Raw genomic sequence first — 16,749 nt, 5'->3', positions numbered from 1 at the left:
TTGACTTTCTAAAAGAGGTTTCTATGCCATTAGGTGTTTGTTATTACCCCGAGCATTGGCCCCAAACGTGGTGGGCCGATGATGCCAAACAGATGCAGGCCTTGGGCTTGGAATATGTGCGGATTGGCGAGTTTGCTTGGGCTTTGATGGAGCCAGCCGCTGGCCAGTATGATTGGGTATGGCTCGACCAAGCAATTGAAACCTTGGCGAGCCAAGGCTTGAACATTGTGCTTGGCACGCCCACCGCTACCCCGCCTGCTTGGCTAACGCATAACCAGCCCGATTTAATGCGGATCGATGCCCAAGGCCGTCGTTTAGGCCATGGTGGTCGTCGCCAAGCTTGTTTGGTCAATCCTCAGTACATCGAATATAGCCGCCAGATCGTCACGGCCATGGCCGAGCGCTATGGTCAGCATCCAGCGGTTGCCGCTTGGCAAATCGATAACGAAATTGGCAATCATGGCTCGGCGCGTTGCTACTGCGAACATTGTGCTGCGGCTTTTCGCCAATGGCTGATCCAACGCTATGGCGATTTAGCAGGCCTCAACGAAGCATGGGGCACGGCCTTTTGGAGCCAAACCTACAGCGATTGGCAACAAATTCCCTTGCCAAATGTACCAGTTGGCGGCGGCCATAATCCCTCGTTAGTGCTCGATTATCGCCGCTTCGCCTCGGATCAGCAGGTAGCATATTGCGCGATGCAGGCAGAAATTTTGCGCCAGCACTCTCCAAATCGCACGATTTTAACCAACATCGCACCTGGCGACGATGAGATTAATTGGTTTGATATGGCGCAGCAAGTCGATACAATTGCTTGGGATAATTACCCGCATGGCTTTCCCGATTGGCAAGCGGTGGCGATGTATCACGACCATATTCGTGGCCTCAAGCGTCAGCCATTTTGGGTGATGGAGCAACAGCCAGGCCAAATCAATTGGACTCCCACCAATCCACCAGTGCCACCCAACCAAGTGCGCTTGTGGAGCTATCAAGATGCCGCCCATGGTGCAGCCAATGTGCTGTATTTCCGCTGGCGGGCATGTTGGCTCGGCCAAGAGCAATATCATAGCGGCCTGCGCGATCATGCCAATCGGCCAGCGCGTGGCAGCACCGAAGCGCGGATTGTTGCCAACGAATGGCAGCAGCATGGCCAGCCCGAAGCTGCACCGCGCAAGGTTGCCTTGCTGGTTTCCTACGACGATCATTGGGCGCAACAACTCGATCCGCATGCTCAAGGCTGGAATTATTGGCAATTGCTGCGCACCATCCATCGCACGCTTACCAGCTATGGCGTTGGGGTCGATATTGTGCAGCGTGGCACGCCACTCGCTGCCTATCAACTAGCGATTGCTGTCGCCCCAATGCTCGATAATCCTGCTGAAACTGCGGGCTGGCGTGAGTGGGTTCAGGCAGGCGGCACGTTGATCTGCACGCCACGCAGTTTAACCAAACGCCGCGACAATCGCACCGCTCCCGATGGCTTCCCCAGCGGCTTGACCGATTTATTTGGGGCTGATGTTGCCGAGTGGAGCGCCCTCGACCCAGCCAAGCCGTGGGCAGTCAAATTTGGCGAGACGAGCCACACCGCACCACTTTGGATGGAAGTGCTGAATGTGAGCCATGCCAATAGCTTAGCAACCTGGAGCAAAAGCTACGCAAAGGGTCAGGCTGCAATCACCGCCGCGACCTATGGCAAAGGCCTAGCAGTATTGATGGGCTGCTATCCCACCGAGGAAATTTTGGGCGATCTGCTGCCACGGCTCTGGCCCGCTGCCCAACGCTTGCCCAACGAAATTGAACGCATCGAGTTGACCGATGGCGTGTTGTGGTTCAACCATGGCGAACAAGCCCAAAGCGTCAAACTTCAAGGCACTTGGCACGATCGCTTGAGTGGCGAGCAATGCAGTGGCGATTGTTCAATCGAAAGTTTAGGTATTCGCTGGCTCAAACCCCTATAAGCTTTGATTGGACTATGTTGTAAACTACTGGCCCCTCGCCGTCTTCGTGCGCGAGAGGCCAGCTTGAGTTGTGATTAAACGCTAGCGCTAATCTGCGAGACAATGCTATAATCCTTGCGACTGCCCATCGTTTTTGCAGTGGAATTTCGGAGGAGCTATGTCACGGCTCAATCATGAGACAAATGAATGGCATTGCAAGGTCGTGTTGTTTGGCCCACCTACCCGCAATGCAGTGAAGCTAGCCGCCCAATTGGTTACAGCGATTCCATTAGCTGAACGCGAAGTAACGTGGGATACCCCGCCAGCCGAAGAACCAACCCTCGTAGCTCGCTACCGTCCTGCAAATGCTGCCCTTGGGGATATCAAGCCTGTTTATATGTTGCATACCTTGCGTTCGGCTGGATCGACTGCCGCTGATCGCCAGCATGTGTTGCATAATACCGATGGCGTGATTTTGCTGCTTGATCTCGAAAGTGAAGATCAATCAATTTTTGCTGAGCGCGAACTCGAACGCTTTTTGAGCACCTACGGCAAAACGATTGCCTCGATGCCCGTGATTTTGCTGGGAGCCAGCCCACTTGATGATGGTCAGCAAGCCCGTTTGAATGCTAATAGCCTCTCGTATTTTGCAGCTGAAAATGCTACAACGTTGCAACGGGCTTTGCATACGCTCACCAGTGGTCTCGAAGAAGATTCGGGCTTGGCTGGGATTGGCTTTGACCTTGATGACTTCGATAGCGACGGCAGCGCTGTTGACCTTGATGATATAGAGTTTGATGATTTACATGCCTACGACGACGACGATCTCAAATAGAATGACGTTGCGCCCAGCAACTCTCGCCGATCGCGAGCCGATTGTAGCTTGGTGCAACACCCTCTGGAATGGTCAGCCCGATTATATTGGCGATGTTTGGGAATATTGGTTGCCGCAAGGCCATTTGTATGTTGGCGAGATGGCAGGTTGGCAAGTTCCAGTCGTGGTGCTGCGCCTGCGCGTGCTCTCGCCAACTCAGGCTTGGTTTGGTGGTTTACGCATTCATCCTGAGCTTCAAGGCCAAGGTTTGGGTCGCGAATTGATCGACTATTCGATTGCTTGGGCCAAAAGTTGGAGCGCAGCTACGCTTGGCTATATGACCGAGCAGAGTAATCAGCGCATGCATTCGATGGCCGAAAAACTCAATTTTGCCAATGTAGGCTTTATTGAGTGGTACGAATTGAATGATCTGCCTGCTGCGCAAGCCGAAGTTTTGCCCGACCCACGTTTGGTTGATCTGAGCCAAGCGGCGAATTTGCAGGAGCAAGCGGGTCGCTATGTCTATCAGTGGACGGTGCGCAACCTCGATCAAGCTGAGCTTGAACGCTGTGCCGAGCGCCAAGAATTGTATGTTCTGGCGGATGGCAGTGGTTGGATGATTTGCGAACACGATGGCTTTATTGCCCAAATTGAGGGTGATTTGGCCGCCCAAACCCGGCTTTTGGCTCATGCTCGTACCCTGCCCGAATGCGAAAATTTATTAACTCCAGTTTGGCGGGGCAGTCGGCAAGCTCAATTAATCACCCAACTCAACTGGCGTAATACCAACGAAGCCTATAGTTTGTTTGAATTAAGCCTAACCTGATGCACAAATAGCCCATCAGCATCGTGTATAATCGTGAGAGCACAGAGCATAGAACATAGAACATTAAAGGCTTGAGCACGATAATTGGCTTTGTTCTATGCGCTTTGTTCTATGTTCTTAGTACCTTGAGGTTTCCTAAATGAAAGGTTCAGAGCTACGGCAGCGTTTCTTAGACTACTTTGCGCGGCAAGGGCACGCCGTCGTGCCAAGTAGCTCGCTGATTCCTGCCGATAATCCCACCCTGTTGTTTACAGTGGCTGGGATGGTTCAGTTTAACGATGTCTTTTTAGGTCGCGAAAGCCGTCCCTACAGCCGCGCAGTTTCATCGCAAAAATGTTTGCGCATCTCCGGCAAGCAAAACGACCTTGAAAATGTTGGGCCATCGCCGCGCCACCACACCTTTTTTGAGATGCTGGGCAATTTTTCGTTTGGCGATTATTTCAAAAAAGATGCCATCCGCTTTGCCTGGGAGTTTCTGACCCAAGAAATTGGGCTTGATCCCAAACGCATGTGGGTCAGCATTTACGAAGGCGATGAGCAAATTCCTGCCGACGAAGAAGCTCATGATTTATGGCTGGCCTATATGCCTGCCGAGCGGATTTTGCGCTTCGATGCCAAAGATAATTTGTGGTCGGCAGGTGATGTCGGGCCACGCGGGCCATGCTCAGAAATTCATTATTACATCGGCGATGATCCTGATAACCAAGTGCCTGAAGGTGTTAACTCTGAAGATGACACCTATATGGAAATTTGGAACTTGGTGTTTATGCAATACAACCGTGATGAAAACGGTGTATTGACGCTGCTCCCCAAGCCATCAATCGACACAGGCATGAGCCTCGAACGCTTGGCAATTGTTAAGCAAGGCGTGTTTCGCTCGTATGAAACCGACTTGTTCACGCCAATTATCCACACGGTGATGGAATTGCTGGGCACTGGCAGCGACCATTATCAAGCCAATAGCTCGGCTTATCATGTTGTAGCCGACCATAGCCGCTCGATCGCTTTTATGATTGCCGATGGCTTGCGGCCTGGTAACGAAGGTCGTTCGTATGTGTTGCGGCGGTTGGTGCGGCGGGCGGCCTATTTTGGCCAAACGATCGGCTTCAAAGCGCCGTTTTTGGCCGAAACGATCGCAACTGTGATCGATATGATGGGTGCTGCCTACCCTGAGTTGCGCAGCAAACAAGCCTATATTGCCGAGGTTGTGACGGGCGAAGAAGAACGCTTCAACAAAACTTTGGCTGGTGGTTTGCGCCAACTCGAAGCGATGCTGCCCAATCAAGCCGACAAAGCCGTTTTCAGCGGTGCTGATGCCTTCAAGCTCTACGATACCTATGGCTTTCCGCTCGACTTGACCGAACGAATCGTGGCTGAACGTGGTTTGACGGTTGATTTGGCGGGCTATGAGGCTGAACTTGAGGCTCAACGCGCTCGAGGCCGTGGTGCTGCTCAATTCAAAAAAGGTGCAGTGACCGAACGCTGGGCTGAGCGTAATTTGGCTCCAACTAGCTTTACTGGCTACAACGAGCTGGAAAGCTGGGGTCATGTTTTGGCGCTCGAATTCGATGGCGAGGAGCTTGGCACGGTTCAACGTGGTCAAGAAGTGGCCTTTGTGCTTGATCGCACGCCCTGCTATGCCGAAAGCGGCGGCCAAATGGGCGATAGTGGTGTGTTGGTCGGGCCACATGGCACCATCGTGATCGACGATGTGCAAAAGCCCGTGCCTGGTGTATTTGTCCATCGTGGCAAAGTCAGCAAAGGCAGCGTGAGCCTTGGCGAGCAAGTCACCGTAACGGTTGATGCAGCGCGTCGCCGCGATATTGTGCGTAATCATACAGCAACCCACTTGCTGCACCGAGCCTTGCGCGATACGCTTGGCGATCACGCTGAGCAAAAAGGCTCGTTGGTTGCACCCGAACGCTTGCGCTTCGACTTCAACAACCAAAAAGGCTTGAGCAGCGAACAACTCCAGCAAATCGAAGATCAAGTTAATGCCTGGATTCGCGCTGATAGCAAGGTTGAGGCTGCCGAAATGGCCTTGCCGCAAGCCCGCGAATTGGGCGCAATGGCCTTGTTTGGCGAAAAATATGGCGATGTGGTGCGGGTGGTCACCGTTGGTTGTGGCAATGCAAGTGATCACATCCATACCAACAGCGAAGCGCCAGTATGCTCACGCGAGCTTTGCGGTGGTGTTCACGTTGCCCGCACTGGCGAAATTGGCTTCTTCAAAATCGTCAGCGAAGGCTCGGTTGCCTCAGGTGTGCGGCGGATCGAGGCAGTAACTGGCCGCGCTGCTGCTGAATGGGTCAGCCAACAAGCCCAATTGATTCGCACGCTCGGCGATAAACTGGGTGCACAACCAGGCAAAGTTGAAGAAAAACTCGATGCCCTGTTGCTCGACCAAAAAGCTCGCCGCGACGAAATCGAACGCTTGCGCGGCGAAATTGCTGCTGGTCAAGTCGATAGCTTGCTCGCCCAAAAAATTGAGCAAGCTGGCACGCCATTGGTGGTCGCCCGCGTTGAAGCCAGCGATGCTGATAGCTTCCGCCGTTTGGGCGAACAACTACGCGATAAAATTGGCAGTGGCGTGGTGATCCTCGGCACGGTAATCGATGGCAAGCCTTTGCTGCTCGCCGCTGCAACCGCTGATCAAGTCAAAGCTGGTCGGCATGCTGGCAATTTAGTCAAAGCCTTGGCTGCCAAAGTTGGCGGTGGTGGTGGCGGTCGCGCCGATTTTGCCCAAGCTGGCGGTCGCGATGCGGCTGCGCTTGATCAAGCCTTAGCCGAAGCCAACGGTTTGCTGTAACTGGAAATAGCCCTTGCCCCCTAGCCCCCTCTCCCGCCCAGCTAGGCGAGGGGGCACTATACTTGTAATGGTAGATTTTAATCGAGGCCTGTTTCGAACCACGGAATCGGTGGTTCATCGATGGATGTGAGACAATCCCGAATTGTCATTGAGGGGGTGCAGGGGGATTAAAGCCCCCTGCGTTTCCCGCCTTGAGGCGGGACGGAAGGGTGGTGATCACTGATTTTGGTGATCATCCATACCATTGGTTAAAACTTATCCTTGAAAGGAATGGGCTAAGGGTGATGACCCACTCTTAGCTTACCCCAATCGCCCAATGAGGGACCAAACTGTGGTGTTGCCCTCATCAGGATAAGATCGTTGTACAATATTGCCGATCCTGCCAACACCACAGCATCCGATGTGTGTTCATTCTGAAAGCTTTGGGGGCAACCCAATGACAACTGGCAAAACTGAACTGATCACGATTGCCCTTGCTGATCCAATTGATAGCATTATTCAGCAAGTGCGCAATGCCAAAGCAGAGCATGTTGATATTTTCATGCCCGAAGGCTCGATTTCGTTACAAAGCCGTAAAACCTGTGATCGCTTGCGCGAAACTGCCAATCGCGAGGGCATTGAGTTAACGCTCTATACCAGCGATCCCAAGGTGGTTAAGGCGGCTTTGACTTGCCAGATGATGGTGGTCGAAATTGAGCCAGCCGTTGTTTCAACCAAAGCGCCTGCTGCTCCGCCAGCTCCAGCTAAACCAGTTGCACCAGCTAGCCCTGAAGAAGATTTTTTGGCTTCGCTGGAAGGGTTGCCCTCTGCTTCCACCACCGATCGGTTGCAAACCAGCCCCAGCATTAGCAAGCCGATTCCAACGGCAGCCCCCAGTCAACCAGCCCGCAGCGAAATCGACGATTGGGCTGATGCCCTTGATAGCCTTTCAGTGGCTTCGACTGCTGGCGAAACTGGCTTGCGCCAACATGAACAAGCGCGTGGCAACGATAGCTGGGATTTTGATTCATTCAACGATCTTTCTGATGCGCTGAGTGGCGATACGGCCAGCGCTGCGCCAGCTCGCCCACGGATTCGCCCCGAGGATATTGAATTAACTAGCGATGATATGCATCGCCAAGATGCCAAAGCTCGCCGTGCTCGGGCCGAGCAAAAACGCGCTGACGAAAAGGCTGAACTCAAACAACAAACCGCGCCCAAACGCAATTATCCCTTGTGGGGTATGGTTATTCTAGGGGCGATTGCAATTATCGCGTTGTTATGGCTGCTGTTTGGCAATAAATTGGCCAGCGGCGTAACCGTGGTGGTGCGACCAGCTCCAACCTCTGGCGGCCAAACCTACGAAGATGTGCGGCTCAACTATCAAGCCGACCCAATTAGCGAACCAAGCTCGGCGGCAATTCAAGGGCGCTTGATCAACGTGCCAATTTCGGTGAGCGTGCGTGGTACGGTCATTACGGCAACCGAACAACCTGATCAAGCGGCGACTGGCATCCTCGAAGTTTATAACCGCAACACCCAGGCCTACCCAATTCCTGCTAATACGCGGGTTCGAGTGCTCAACTCGGCTGGCGAAGAAATTATCTTTTTGACCCAAGCCGAAACGACGATTCCTGCCGCAACAGGCAACTTTGCCGGAATTGTCAGCGGGGTTGGTTCATTGCAAATCGTGGCCAGTGCTGGTGGTACGCGCTACAACATGCCTGCTAGCCAAGATCCGGTTTGGACGATTGAAGGCTATGAAGGTGCACTCTTTTCGATCAATCCTGAGCCAATTCAAGGCGGCACAACTGCGCTGCTAAAATTGCCAGTCGAAAGCGATTGGATGCCGTTACTGCCCCAAGCAGTAGCCCAATTCCGCAGTGCGATTCCGGCTCAAATGCAAACCGTGCTACAAGAAGGCGAAGTCTTGGCTGATGTTGAATTTTTGCCGAATGTCGATGCCTTGACTCAAGACCCTTCGCTTTACGATATTCAAACCCGACCAGTGCCCGAAACCGATGGCGGTTTTGAGTTGGTCGTAACAGCGAATTTCCAAGGCTTGGCGGTGCGTGGCAGTTTTGCCGAGCAGTTGAATCGAGCTTTGCCGAATGCCTTGCGGATCAAAGACCCATCATTCAGTACCGATACCACCAGCATTGTGCGTAGCCAAGTGCGCTTGGATGATTCAGGTGCTAGTTTGTTGCTGGCAACGGTCGAAGTTGCTCCCAAAACCGCAGTTGGTTTACCCGATAGCACTAAACTGAAAATCGCTGATAGCATCAAAGGCCTAACCCCAGCCGAAGCCTTGGTGCAGTTGGAAGCTTTGCGCGAAAGTGGCTTGATTGGCGATATTGTGTCAGTGCCCGAAGTTGAGCGCTTGCCCGTTGATCCAGCCGAAATTAATATTCAGGTGCAGGAATGAGTGAGCGTCCAACCCATGGCCGAATCATCGCTTTGGATGTTGGCAACAAACGAATCGGGGTGGCTATGTGCGACCCCGACCGAATTATTGCTAGCGGCCAGCCGACCTTGCCAGCACAGCCAACTGATAAAGCCTATGCTCAGCTTTTGCACATGATTACTGAGCACGAGGTGGTTGAAGTTGTGATTGGCTTGCCTTTGACCTTGCGTGGCGAGGTTGGGGCACAGGCCAAAGCGGTGCAAGCCTTCAGTCGTGGGCTGGAAAAACGCACCAAGATTCCGATTACTTTGTATGATGAGCGCTTTACCAGCGTTGAGGCTGAGCGTTCGCTCGAAGCCATGGGCATCAAAAAAAGCAAACATCGCGATCATGTCGATGAATTAGCTGCGATTTTGATTCTGCAAGATTATATGAGCTCGATTGCGCCGCCCCGCCCGCGCTACCACGACCCCGACCACGACGATTGGGAGTGAACTGATCGTTGTCACAATCAGTTGAGGTTGCAATAAAGGCTAAGCCCCCTCACCCATTGCCCTCTGCGGCGGGTGAGGGGCTTTTGGTTTGGTGGTTCCCCCTCGCTCGCTGGGCGGGAGAGGGGCCAGGGGTGGGGGCATATTAATCGACAGGAAATTCCACCCAACCATTGTTAACAACCTACCATTATACGGCAGGGGGCGAGGGCATGCTCACGCGTTAGCGGCTTTCAACACTTCCAACACTTCGGCGGCCATTTCGTAGCGCCCAAACGATGGCATGATGTAGACCCCTTGAATGCGATCGTAGGCAGCAGCCAAAATTTCTTGTGAAACTTGTACTCCGACCGCCCGACCATTGGCCCCAGCTTCTTTCATACGCTCCAACACATCCTTGGGCAAGGTAATGCCTGGCACTTCGTTATGCAAGAATGAGGCATGGCGATAGCTCTGCACTGGCATCAAGCCCAAAATAATCGGAATTGGCAGTGGGCCAAGCTTATCAAGGAACCGATCAAGCTCTGTTGCATCATATGAAATTTGGGTCATGGCATAATGCGCACCGGCTGCTACTTTTTGATGCAACCGATCAATTTCCCAATCGGGGTCTTCGGCATTGATATTCAGCGCTACGCCAATTAAGAAGTTGGTTGGTGTGCCAATATCGTTGCCAGCCGTATCAACCCCGCTATTCATACCCGCAATTACCTTAACCAAGCCGATGGTATCAACATCGAATACCCCCGATGTACCAGGATAGGCTCCAAACGAGGGCGGATCACCCTTTAATGCCAAGATGTTGCGCACACCCAAGGCATGCGCACCGAGTAAATCGCTTTGTAGGCCCATTAATGAGCGGTCGCGGGTGGTAAAGTGCAGAATCGTTTCCATGCCAACTTGTTGCTGAATCAAGTTACACATGGGCAAGGCACTCATGCGCACCCGTGCCATCGGGCTATCAGCAACATTGATGAAATTGACCCCAGCGGCCTGCATTTGGCGAGCACCTTCGAGGCAACGCCGTGGATTATGGCCTTTAGGCGGATCGATTTCGACACTCGTGACAAACGCACCATCGGCCAACATGCGGCCAAGTTGGGTCGTTTCGGCGCTCTTGCTGGGCAATTGGACGCTTGGCACTTCATCATCAACAATCGTAATATTCAGCGTGCTAGCTGGATTCAGATCCTGCAAGGCGCTGTGCATGTTGCTAATATGCTGCGGAGTAGTGCCACAACAGCCGCCAACAATTTGCACATTCAATTCTTCGACCATGCGGCGGGCATAATCGGCCATATATTCAGGCGACGACGGATAAAACACGCGGTTATGGCGCTCGGTTGGCCAGCCAGCATTTGGTTGTGCTGAGATCGGAATCGTCGGATTGACGGCTCGCATGCTTTGTACCACGCGAAAAACCCGTTGCGAGCCAACCGAACAATTAACCCCAACTACTGCCACGCCCAGCTCAACCAATTTGCGCACCACTTCCTCAGGCGTGTTGCCCAGCACCGTGCGGCCATCTTCGGCAAAGGTCATCTGCGCCACGATTGGCAAATCGCCAACTTGCTTCGCAGCTTTGACGGCAATCAGCATCTCGCGCAAGTCGCTAAATGTCTCGAACATCAACAGATCAGCGCCCTGCTCCAGCAAGGTGCCAATTTGTTCGGCAAAGGCTTCGTGGGCTGCTTGCTCGGTTAGGGGTCCATAGGGTTGTAATAAAACACCCAAAGGGCCAACCGCACCGGCAATTAAGGTGTTGGTGCCAGCTATTTCGCGGGCTTCGCGGGCCAGCTTCATGCCACGATGATTAATTTGGCGGACTTTATCGGCCAAGCCAAATGGCTCCAATTTGAAGCGATTTGCGCCGTAGGTATTAGTTTCAATAATATCGGCCCCAGCCTCAATATAACTCTGGTGAATTTCACGCACGACATCTGGCTGGGTCAGATTCAAGGCATCGAAGCACTCGTCAAAATCGATGCCGCGACCATACAGTTGCGTACCCATCGCGCCATCACATAGTAAGGCTCGCTGCCCTAGTTGTTCCAAAAATGGATTTGCCATAGCCTTAGTTCCTTGTCCATTGGTAAAGTTGTTGTCGCACGATCCCCATTGATCGCCAGTAACTATAGCATATTGCTTAACATTTGCAGGTATACGCTTTAAATGATCGAACTCATAATTCCTGCATCCCCTTATTGCATCGCCGCCTCAAGGCGGAAGCCGCAGTGGGCTTTAATTCCCCCGTATCTCCTCAAGGATAATTGATGGTGAGCAGATAGTGATCGCTGAACCTTACGATGCATGGAGCGAGGGGAACGGTTTTATTGTGGATTTTAGGGCGTACAGCCCAGCCGATAGGCATCAAGATTACGATGTTTGAGCATGGCCTTAATTCCCAGTTGGCGGGCTTGGGGGCAGAATTGGCTGGTTTGTGCCCCAGTATCAGTATATTCAATCGCGAATACTGGCTTGCCTGCGGCAATAAATGGACTTAATTCGGCACACCAGCCTTGGTCAAAACAATCTTCAGTTAATGCCCAATCGTAATAATCGATCAGCTCACTGATTTGCTCGGAATCGTTTTTTAGGCCAATTGATAGGCCACGGCTATGGGCTTCGTTGGCTAGCCAGCGGTTGAAAATCAATTGATCATTGGCAGTTAATGGAAAACCAGTATTATTTTGATAGCCATTGATATTATCTGGCTCGATGCCATCGAAGCCTTTGCTTTTGCATGCATCCATGCGTGCTCGCATAATCGGCGCAAGCAAGTCGATTTGGCGAATATCCAGCCATTTTTCACCTGGCCAGCCATCATAATCATTGCCCAGCACACTACTCGGAAACGCAGCGGCATCATCGCGCCAATCTTCCCAAGCGCCAACATTGATGTAGCACACAACTTTACGGCCTTGGCTATGCAGTTGGCTGACCGTTGCGCTGCTGGTATCAAACAAATCCAAGTCATACACCGTTACATCAACCGAAAGATCAAGCGGTGTTCCAGTGAATTGTAGTTGCATGGTGGAATTAACGCTCGGTTGCCACCATGAATTGCGCTGGGCGATCGGCACAAACGCCCGTTGGCTGAGCGGACGCGCAAACAGTACCGAGGCTACCACCAAGGCCAAGCCAATGCCAATCAACCAATAACGGCGCATACTTACCTCGCTAATTCAACCCAATCCACCACAATGCCCAGCTGACGTTGGTCGCTTGGGGCTTGCCATGGCTGAGCCAATAGTTCAATCTGACGTTCGTTTGAACTCTCAGCAAGTGGCAGATGCAGCACCCGCCACTCAGCCCCAAGTTCGGCATGGATACAGTGCTGCTCGCTAACACAGATTTGCAGGTTTGCCGCTGGCGCATCGCCTGGCCGTGGATTGGCAATCCGCAAACGGACAACGCCAGCCTCGCCCGCAGGCAGGCGCAAACGAGCATGAGCGGTTGACCAACGGGCGGTGCTCGCATTCAGGTTTTCAGCCGGATAAAATCCCTCGATCAAGCCAATATCCAAGCCAGCCCCAAGATCGATCTGTGTTTCGGCTGAGCGATCGGCTGACCGCCAAGCCCAATCCAGCAGGCTGGTGCGATCAACATAGGGGTTAGCCCAGGCCTCACGCGCCGCTGCCAGATCCCCGCGTTTGAGTAAATAATTGCCTAAGCGATAGCTAGCCAAGGGATAATCGCGGTTGTGATTGGCCGCAGCAATATAGGCTTCGAGTGCAGCATCAGCTTGACCAAATTGCTCTTTAATGTTGGCCAAGGCCAACCAGCCATCAGCAGAAGGCAAACGATTGAGTGCGCGTAAACTTGCTGCCTCAGCTTGGGCCAAATCGCCAGCCGCTAGGGCTTGGTCGGCTTGCCAGCGCCACCAACCACGGCTTATTTGCTGTTGCAGCAATTGCCAAGGCGAATGATCAATAATCACCCAGCCAATGATTAGGCCGAGTGCGCTTGCTCCCAAGCGTTGCCAAATTGGCGTGCTGACCCGTAATTTAGCCAAACTAAACGCCGCATACATCAGCATGATTGGCCAGAAAAACTGGCGATAACGGGCCTCGCCGTGGGTGAACATCGTGCTACCAACAATATAACCCACCCAGAGCAAGGCCAGCCACCAGCGGGCATCACGCGGAGCACGCGCAAAGCCCCATAGTGCCAACACGACACACAGCACATACCACATATCATCGAAAATCAAGGCAGCAATTAAATATGGTAAAGCCACATCACTATAATAATTGGCCTGAATAAAACGATCCTCAATCGGCTTGATCCGCCAGAGATACACCGTATTCGTCCAAGGCTTACGCGCCAAAATGCTCGGATCGGCGGCTAACAACTCGCGGCCTTTGGCTGAGGCATAATCAGCTCGCTCCGCTGGATTAGGTATCGCCGCGAGAATAGTATTAATCTCGCTTAGCTCAAGTGCTGGTTCACTAAATGCCCATAGATTATAGGCAAAGCCAGTTTCAACCGTAATCAAACGGCCATAAGCCAGCCAATTGCGTAACGACCATGGTGCAACCACCGCACAGGCGACTAAGCCCAAGGCCAAGCCATGCTGCACACTCCGCCAACCTCGCCAATTCCACCACATCCAGCCAATTAATACTGGCACAAATGCTAAGGGCAACGAGCGCGTCAGAATCGTCAGGCCAATCGTTAAGCCTGCTGCCAAGGCAAAACGTAGTTGTTTCGTCCGCTGCCAACGCAGGATCAGCAGCAAACTGCTAGCCCAAAGCACATTCCAGAGCGTTTCGCTCATCCATAAATTGGCAAAAGTTGCGAAGGTCAACAAACCACTAGCCAAGCCAGCTGTCCACAGGCCAACTTTTTCAGCATGAGGATGATCGCCAGCCCAATCGCGCCCAAGTAACCACAGCAACCACAGGTGAATCAGGCTCAAACCGATATTAAAGAGCAAGGCATGTTGGGGATCGTTGTTGCTTAACCAGAGGGTTGCCGCCAGATAGAGCGGGTACAACGGAGCACGTAGCCATGGGTACGCATCATAAAAACGCCAACCTTGGCCTGCCAACAAATCGCGGGCAACCGCGAGGTATTCAACTTCATCATTGGCTGGTTGGTGGCTTGGCAATAGCCATAGCCCTAAGCGAACCGCTGCCGCCCCAACCAGCAAAAGCATTAATATCAGTCGATAGCGCCGAATGGTCGGCCACCAACGAAAACGTTCATCCATGTAATCAGCCAACTTGATCAATCTATCACAGCATTATTGATCAAGTTGTTGCAATACGTCTAGCGCTGCATCTAGGGTTTGCTGTTGTTGCTCTGCATGGCTAATGGTGGCTGGCAAATCGCCCGATTGCTCACCATACCAGCCAAATTGGGCATGATTCCCACCCTGAATCTCAACCCAACGAGTGGTGCTTGGCATCAGTGGTCGGGCTGCTTCAATATCAACTAATGTTGCCAATCCATCGTTGCTTGCATAAATCATGCTGCTAGCTAGCTCACGCTCGGCCAAACTGTTCGAGGCCGTCGGGTAGGCCGCCAGCAGAATCAGACCATCGATGGTATCGGGATGTTCATAGGTGTATTTCGCGGCCATGGCACCACCCAACGAATGCCCCCCAAGCGCCCAATGCTCAATCTGCGGATAAGCCGCCAGCACCGCATCGGCGCGGTCGGAGCCAAAAATTGCCATATTCAGCGGCATTGGCACAATCACAACCAAGTAGCCAGCGCTGGCCAATTCATGAGCCAGCGGGGCATAAGCTGCAGGCGTAACTCGTGCCCCAGGATAGAAAATTAGGCCTGTGGTTGGTGCTGCGCTTGGCTCAAAAATCAGCCAATCGGTTTCTGTCACCGTGACGGTTTGGTCGGAAACTAAGGCTTCGTTGGCTGTTGCCATGGCGGCAGCGGGATTACTCGCCCACACCACAAAGCCGACAACTCCTATGATTAACAGCAAAACTAGCCCAATCGCAAGGCGTTTAACCAATTTCATCAGCGTACTCCTAGCATGTATTTCAGTTATATTCTACGCAACGCCCAGCATGCAGGATGAATCACAAGAACAAAGAACATAGAGCAAAGAACCTAAGAGTTGGGGGTCGGTAGTTGCTTACAAGGGTAGGTTTTAAACAATCGTTGGATGGGATTCGCCGTCGATTGGCAGTCCCTCACCCCCTAGCCCGCTCTCCCGCCGAGCGAGGCGAGGGGGAACCCTCCATCATGAACAGTGGAACGCCCCTCGCCCGCCGCCGTGGGAGAGGGGTCGGGGGTGAGGGATCTTAAAACCTACTCTTGTAAGGTCGGTAGTTGGGGATTGGGGATCGGAATGTGAACGCAGAACCCATAGCCGTATCGACCTTCGTGAATCATTAACCTAGCTTTTTGACTATAAGCCCATTTTCAGCTAATTATCATTGCTTGGGCTTGGCTGCACACATTAGGCTAATAGCAAACTGAGTAGAATTAAAGAAGGAAGAGGTTTTACGATGCGCTATCGTTTGTTGATTGGGTTGATCGTGGTCGTGATCTTGGCAGTAAGTTGTGGTCGTACACAGATAAGCAATGACGAACGTTCCGCTCAATCAGCCACCCTTCAAACAGCCACAAGCCCTATTGAACCATCGCATACCCAAGCCCCATTGATTATCTACGAACCAATTGTGAATACTCCAACCCGCGAATATCGGCTTTTTACCCAAAAAGAATGTGGTACTTATACTGAAGAACCTGGGCCAGCAAGTTTTACCATCAACTGTTGGCATGGCTTAGTTAATGGCAACGATTTTTTCGTCGATGCCAATGGCGTTCGCCATAAACCAGCCAATTACGCGGTTCTTGCTGGGTTTCTTACGATTTATAAAAATGGTGAATTTATCAATCATTTTCATTTTCCTGTCGAGCTAGGCGGCTTGACGATTGTCAGAGAGATGTTGCCATCGCTGGTTATTTCGGTTGGCGGGCACTTTGAGTCTCTGTTCAATTTAGAAACCTATCAATGGACGGATCTGGAAGGCATGCCGATTGTGCTCAATCCAACCACTACTATTTGGCCAACGATTTCTATTCCGACGATTGCCCCAAGGATCGAGATTTTAGGGGTGAGCTTGCTTGATGGCGATACAAACCAGCCAATCCCGGGCTTTGATCCCATGCCCAATCCTGCGACTATCATCCTTGATTCGTTGCCAACAAAGCATTTTAATCTCCAAGTGCATACAAACCCCGCAACGATTGGTCATGTCGCCTTTCTGTTTGATGGAGATACTCCATATCGAATTGATGATACGCCACCCTATACCTTTGTTGAGATCAATGAAAGGTGGTCGCCGCAAGTAGGTATTTACCAATTGGCAGTTGTTGCTTCCCCAGGCGATTCAGTCGAATGGCAACGCAATAGTACGGTGATAGAAATGATCGTCAGCAAACATCCAATTACCCCAACCATTGAAACCAAAGCTACGCCTGCAAAACCACGATAAGCAGAAAAGGTTGAGTG

The 16,749-nt window shown here is 52.2% G+C and carries 11 protein-coding genes; 7 read left to right on the top strand and 4 right to left on the bottom strand.

Features of this window, described 5'->3' with window-relative positions:
- Positions 1-23: 23 nt before the first annotated feature.
- From DEF47_RS02995 to ruvX, 6 genes are all read left to right on the top strand, one after another.
- Positions 24-1,958: a beta-galactosidase gene (locus tag DEF47_RS02995; RefSeq protein WP_012191168.1), complete on the top strand. Its 1,935-nt coding sequence runs from the start codon at positions 24-26 to the stop codon at positions 1,956-1,958.
- A 157-nt stretch (positions 1,959-2,115) separates the two neighbouring features.
- Positions 2,116-2,772: a hypothetical protein gene (locus DEF47_RS02990; RefSeq protein WP_012191167.1), complete on the top strand. Its 657-nt coding sequence runs from the start codon at positions 2,116-2,118 to the stop codon at positions 2,770-2,772.
- Position 2,773: 1 nt separating this feature from the next.
- The gene (locus DEF47_RS02985) at positions 2,774-3,577 is read left to right on the top strand and encodes a GNAT family N-acetyltransferase (RefSeq protein ID WP_012191166.1); all 804 of its coding nucleotides are present in this window, start codon (positions 2,774-2,776) and stop codon (positions 3,575-3,577) included.
- 139 nt (positions 3,578-3,716) lie between these two features.
- Positions 3,717-6,386, top strand: a complete 2,670-nt coding sequence (alaS, locus tag DEF47_RS02980) for an alanine--tRNA ligase (protein ID WP_012191165.1) — start codon at positions 3,717-3,719, stop codon at positions 6,384-6,386.
- 436 nt (positions 6,387-6,822) lie between these two features.
- On the top strand, positions 6,823-8,790 hold the full coding sequence (locus DEF47_RS02975; protein WP_012191164.1) for a hypothetical protein: 1,968 nt from the start codon (positions 6,823-6,825) through the stop codon (positions 8,788-8,790).
- Entirely contained in the window at positions 8,787-9,263 is a 477-nt protein-coding gene (ruvX, locus tag DEF47_RS02970) for a Holliday junction resolvase RuvX (RefSeq protein WP_012191163.1), read from the top strand. The genes DEF47_RS02975 and ruvX overlap by 4 nt, the downstream gene beginning before the upstream one ends.
- Positions 9,264-9,476: 213 nt before the next feature.
- On the opposite strand, the gene DEF47_RS02965 is transcribed toward ruvX, so the two are convergent.
- The 4 genes from DEF47_RS02965 to DEF47_RS02950 form a co-directional block, all read right to left on the bottom strand.
- Positions 9,477-11,330, bottom strand: a complete 1,854-nt coding sequence (locus tag DEF47_RS02965) for a bifunctional homocysteine S-methyltransferase/methylenetetrahydrofolate reductase (protein WP_012191162.1) — start codon at positions 11,328-11,330, stop codon at positions 9,477-9,479.
- A 272-nt stretch (positions 11,331-11,602) separates the two neighbouring features.
- Positions 11,603-12,430: an endo alpha-1,4 polygalactosaminidase gene (locus DEF47_RS02960; protein WP_012191161.1), complete on the bottom strand. Its 828-nt coding sequence runs from the start codon at positions 12,428-12,430 to the stop codon at positions 11,603-11,605.
- Positions 12,431-12,432: 2 nt separating this feature from the next.
- Complete coding sequence (locus DEF47_RS02955) at positions 12,433-14,475, bottom strand: glycosyltransferase family 39 protein (RefSeq protein ID WP_012191160.1); 2,043 nt, start codon at positions 14,473-14,475, stop codon at positions 12,433-12,435.
- Positions 14,476-14,508: 33 nt separating this feature from the next.
- Positions 14,509-15,246, bottom strand: a complete 738-nt coding sequence (locus DEF47_RS02950) for an alpha/beta fold hydrolase (RefSeq protein ID WP_012191159.1) — start codon at positions 15,244-15,246, stop codon at positions 14,509-14,511.
- Between the two features lie 493 nt (positions 15,247-15,739).
- On the opposite strand from DEF47_RS02950, the gene DEF47_RS02945 reads away from it, so the two are divergent.
- Complete coding sequence (locus tag DEF47_RS02945) at positions 15,740-16,732, top strand: hypothetical protein (protein WP_012191158.1); 993 nt, start codon at positions 15,740-15,742, stop codon at positions 16,730-16,732.
- Positions 16,733-16,749: the final 17 nt, after the last annotated feature.

The sequence above is a fragment of the Herpetosiphon sp. genome (assembly GCF_003512625.1).
GTDB lineage: Bacteria > Chloroflexota > Chloroflexia > Chloroflexales > Herpetosiphonaceae > Herpetosiphon > Herpetosiphon aurantiacus.
This window is presented reverse-complemented; position numbering and strand designations above follow the sequence as displayed.

Excerpts from the sequence above, each read along its gene's own strand:
- DEF47_RS02995 (WP_012191168.1), top strand. The coding sequence starts at position 24 with ATGCCATTAGGTGTTTGTTATTACCCCGAGCATTGGCCCCAAACGTGG.
- DEF47_RS02990 (WP_012191167.1), top strand. The coding sequence starts at position 2,116 with ATGTCACGGCTCAATCATGAGACAAATGAATGGCATTGCAAGGTCGTG.
- DEF47_RS02985 (WP_012191166.1), top strand. The coding sequence starts at position 2,774 with ATGACGTTGCGCCCAGCAACTCTCGCCGATCGCGAGCCGATTGTAGCT.
- alaS (WP_012191165.1), top strand. The coding sequence starts at position 3,717 with ATGAAAGGTTCAGAGCTACGGCAGCGTTTCTTAGACTACTTTGCGCGG.
- DEF47_RS02975 (WP_012191164.1), top strand. The coding sequence starts at position 6,823 with ATGACAACTGGCAAAACTGAACTGATCACGATTGCCCTTGCTGATCCA.
- ruvX (WP_012191163.1), top strand. The coding sequence starts at position 8,787 with ATGAGTGAGCGTCCAACCCATGGCCGAATCATCGCTTTGGATGTTGGC.
- DEF47_RS02965 (WP_012191162.1), bottom strand. The coding sequence starts at position 11,330 with ATGGCAAATCCATTTTTGGAACAACTAGGGCAGCGAGCCTTACTATGT.
- DEF47_RS02960 (WP_012191161.1), bottom strand. The coding sequence starts at position 12,430 with ATGCGCCGTTATTGGTTGATTGGCATTGGCTTGGCCTTGGTGGTAGCC.
- DEF47_RS02955 (WP_012191160.1), bottom strand. The coding sequence starts at position 14,475 with ATGGATGAACGTTTTCGTTGGTGGCCGACCATTCGGCGCTATCGACTG.
- DEF47_RS02950 (WP_012191159.1), bottom strand. The coding sequence starts at position 15,246 with ATGAAATTGGTTAAACGCCTTGCGATTGGGCTAGTTTTGCTGTTAATC.
- DEF47_RS02945 (WP_012191158.1), top strand. The coding sequence starts at position 15,740 with ATGCGCTATCGTTTGTTGATTGGGTTGATCGTGGTCGTGATCTTGGCA.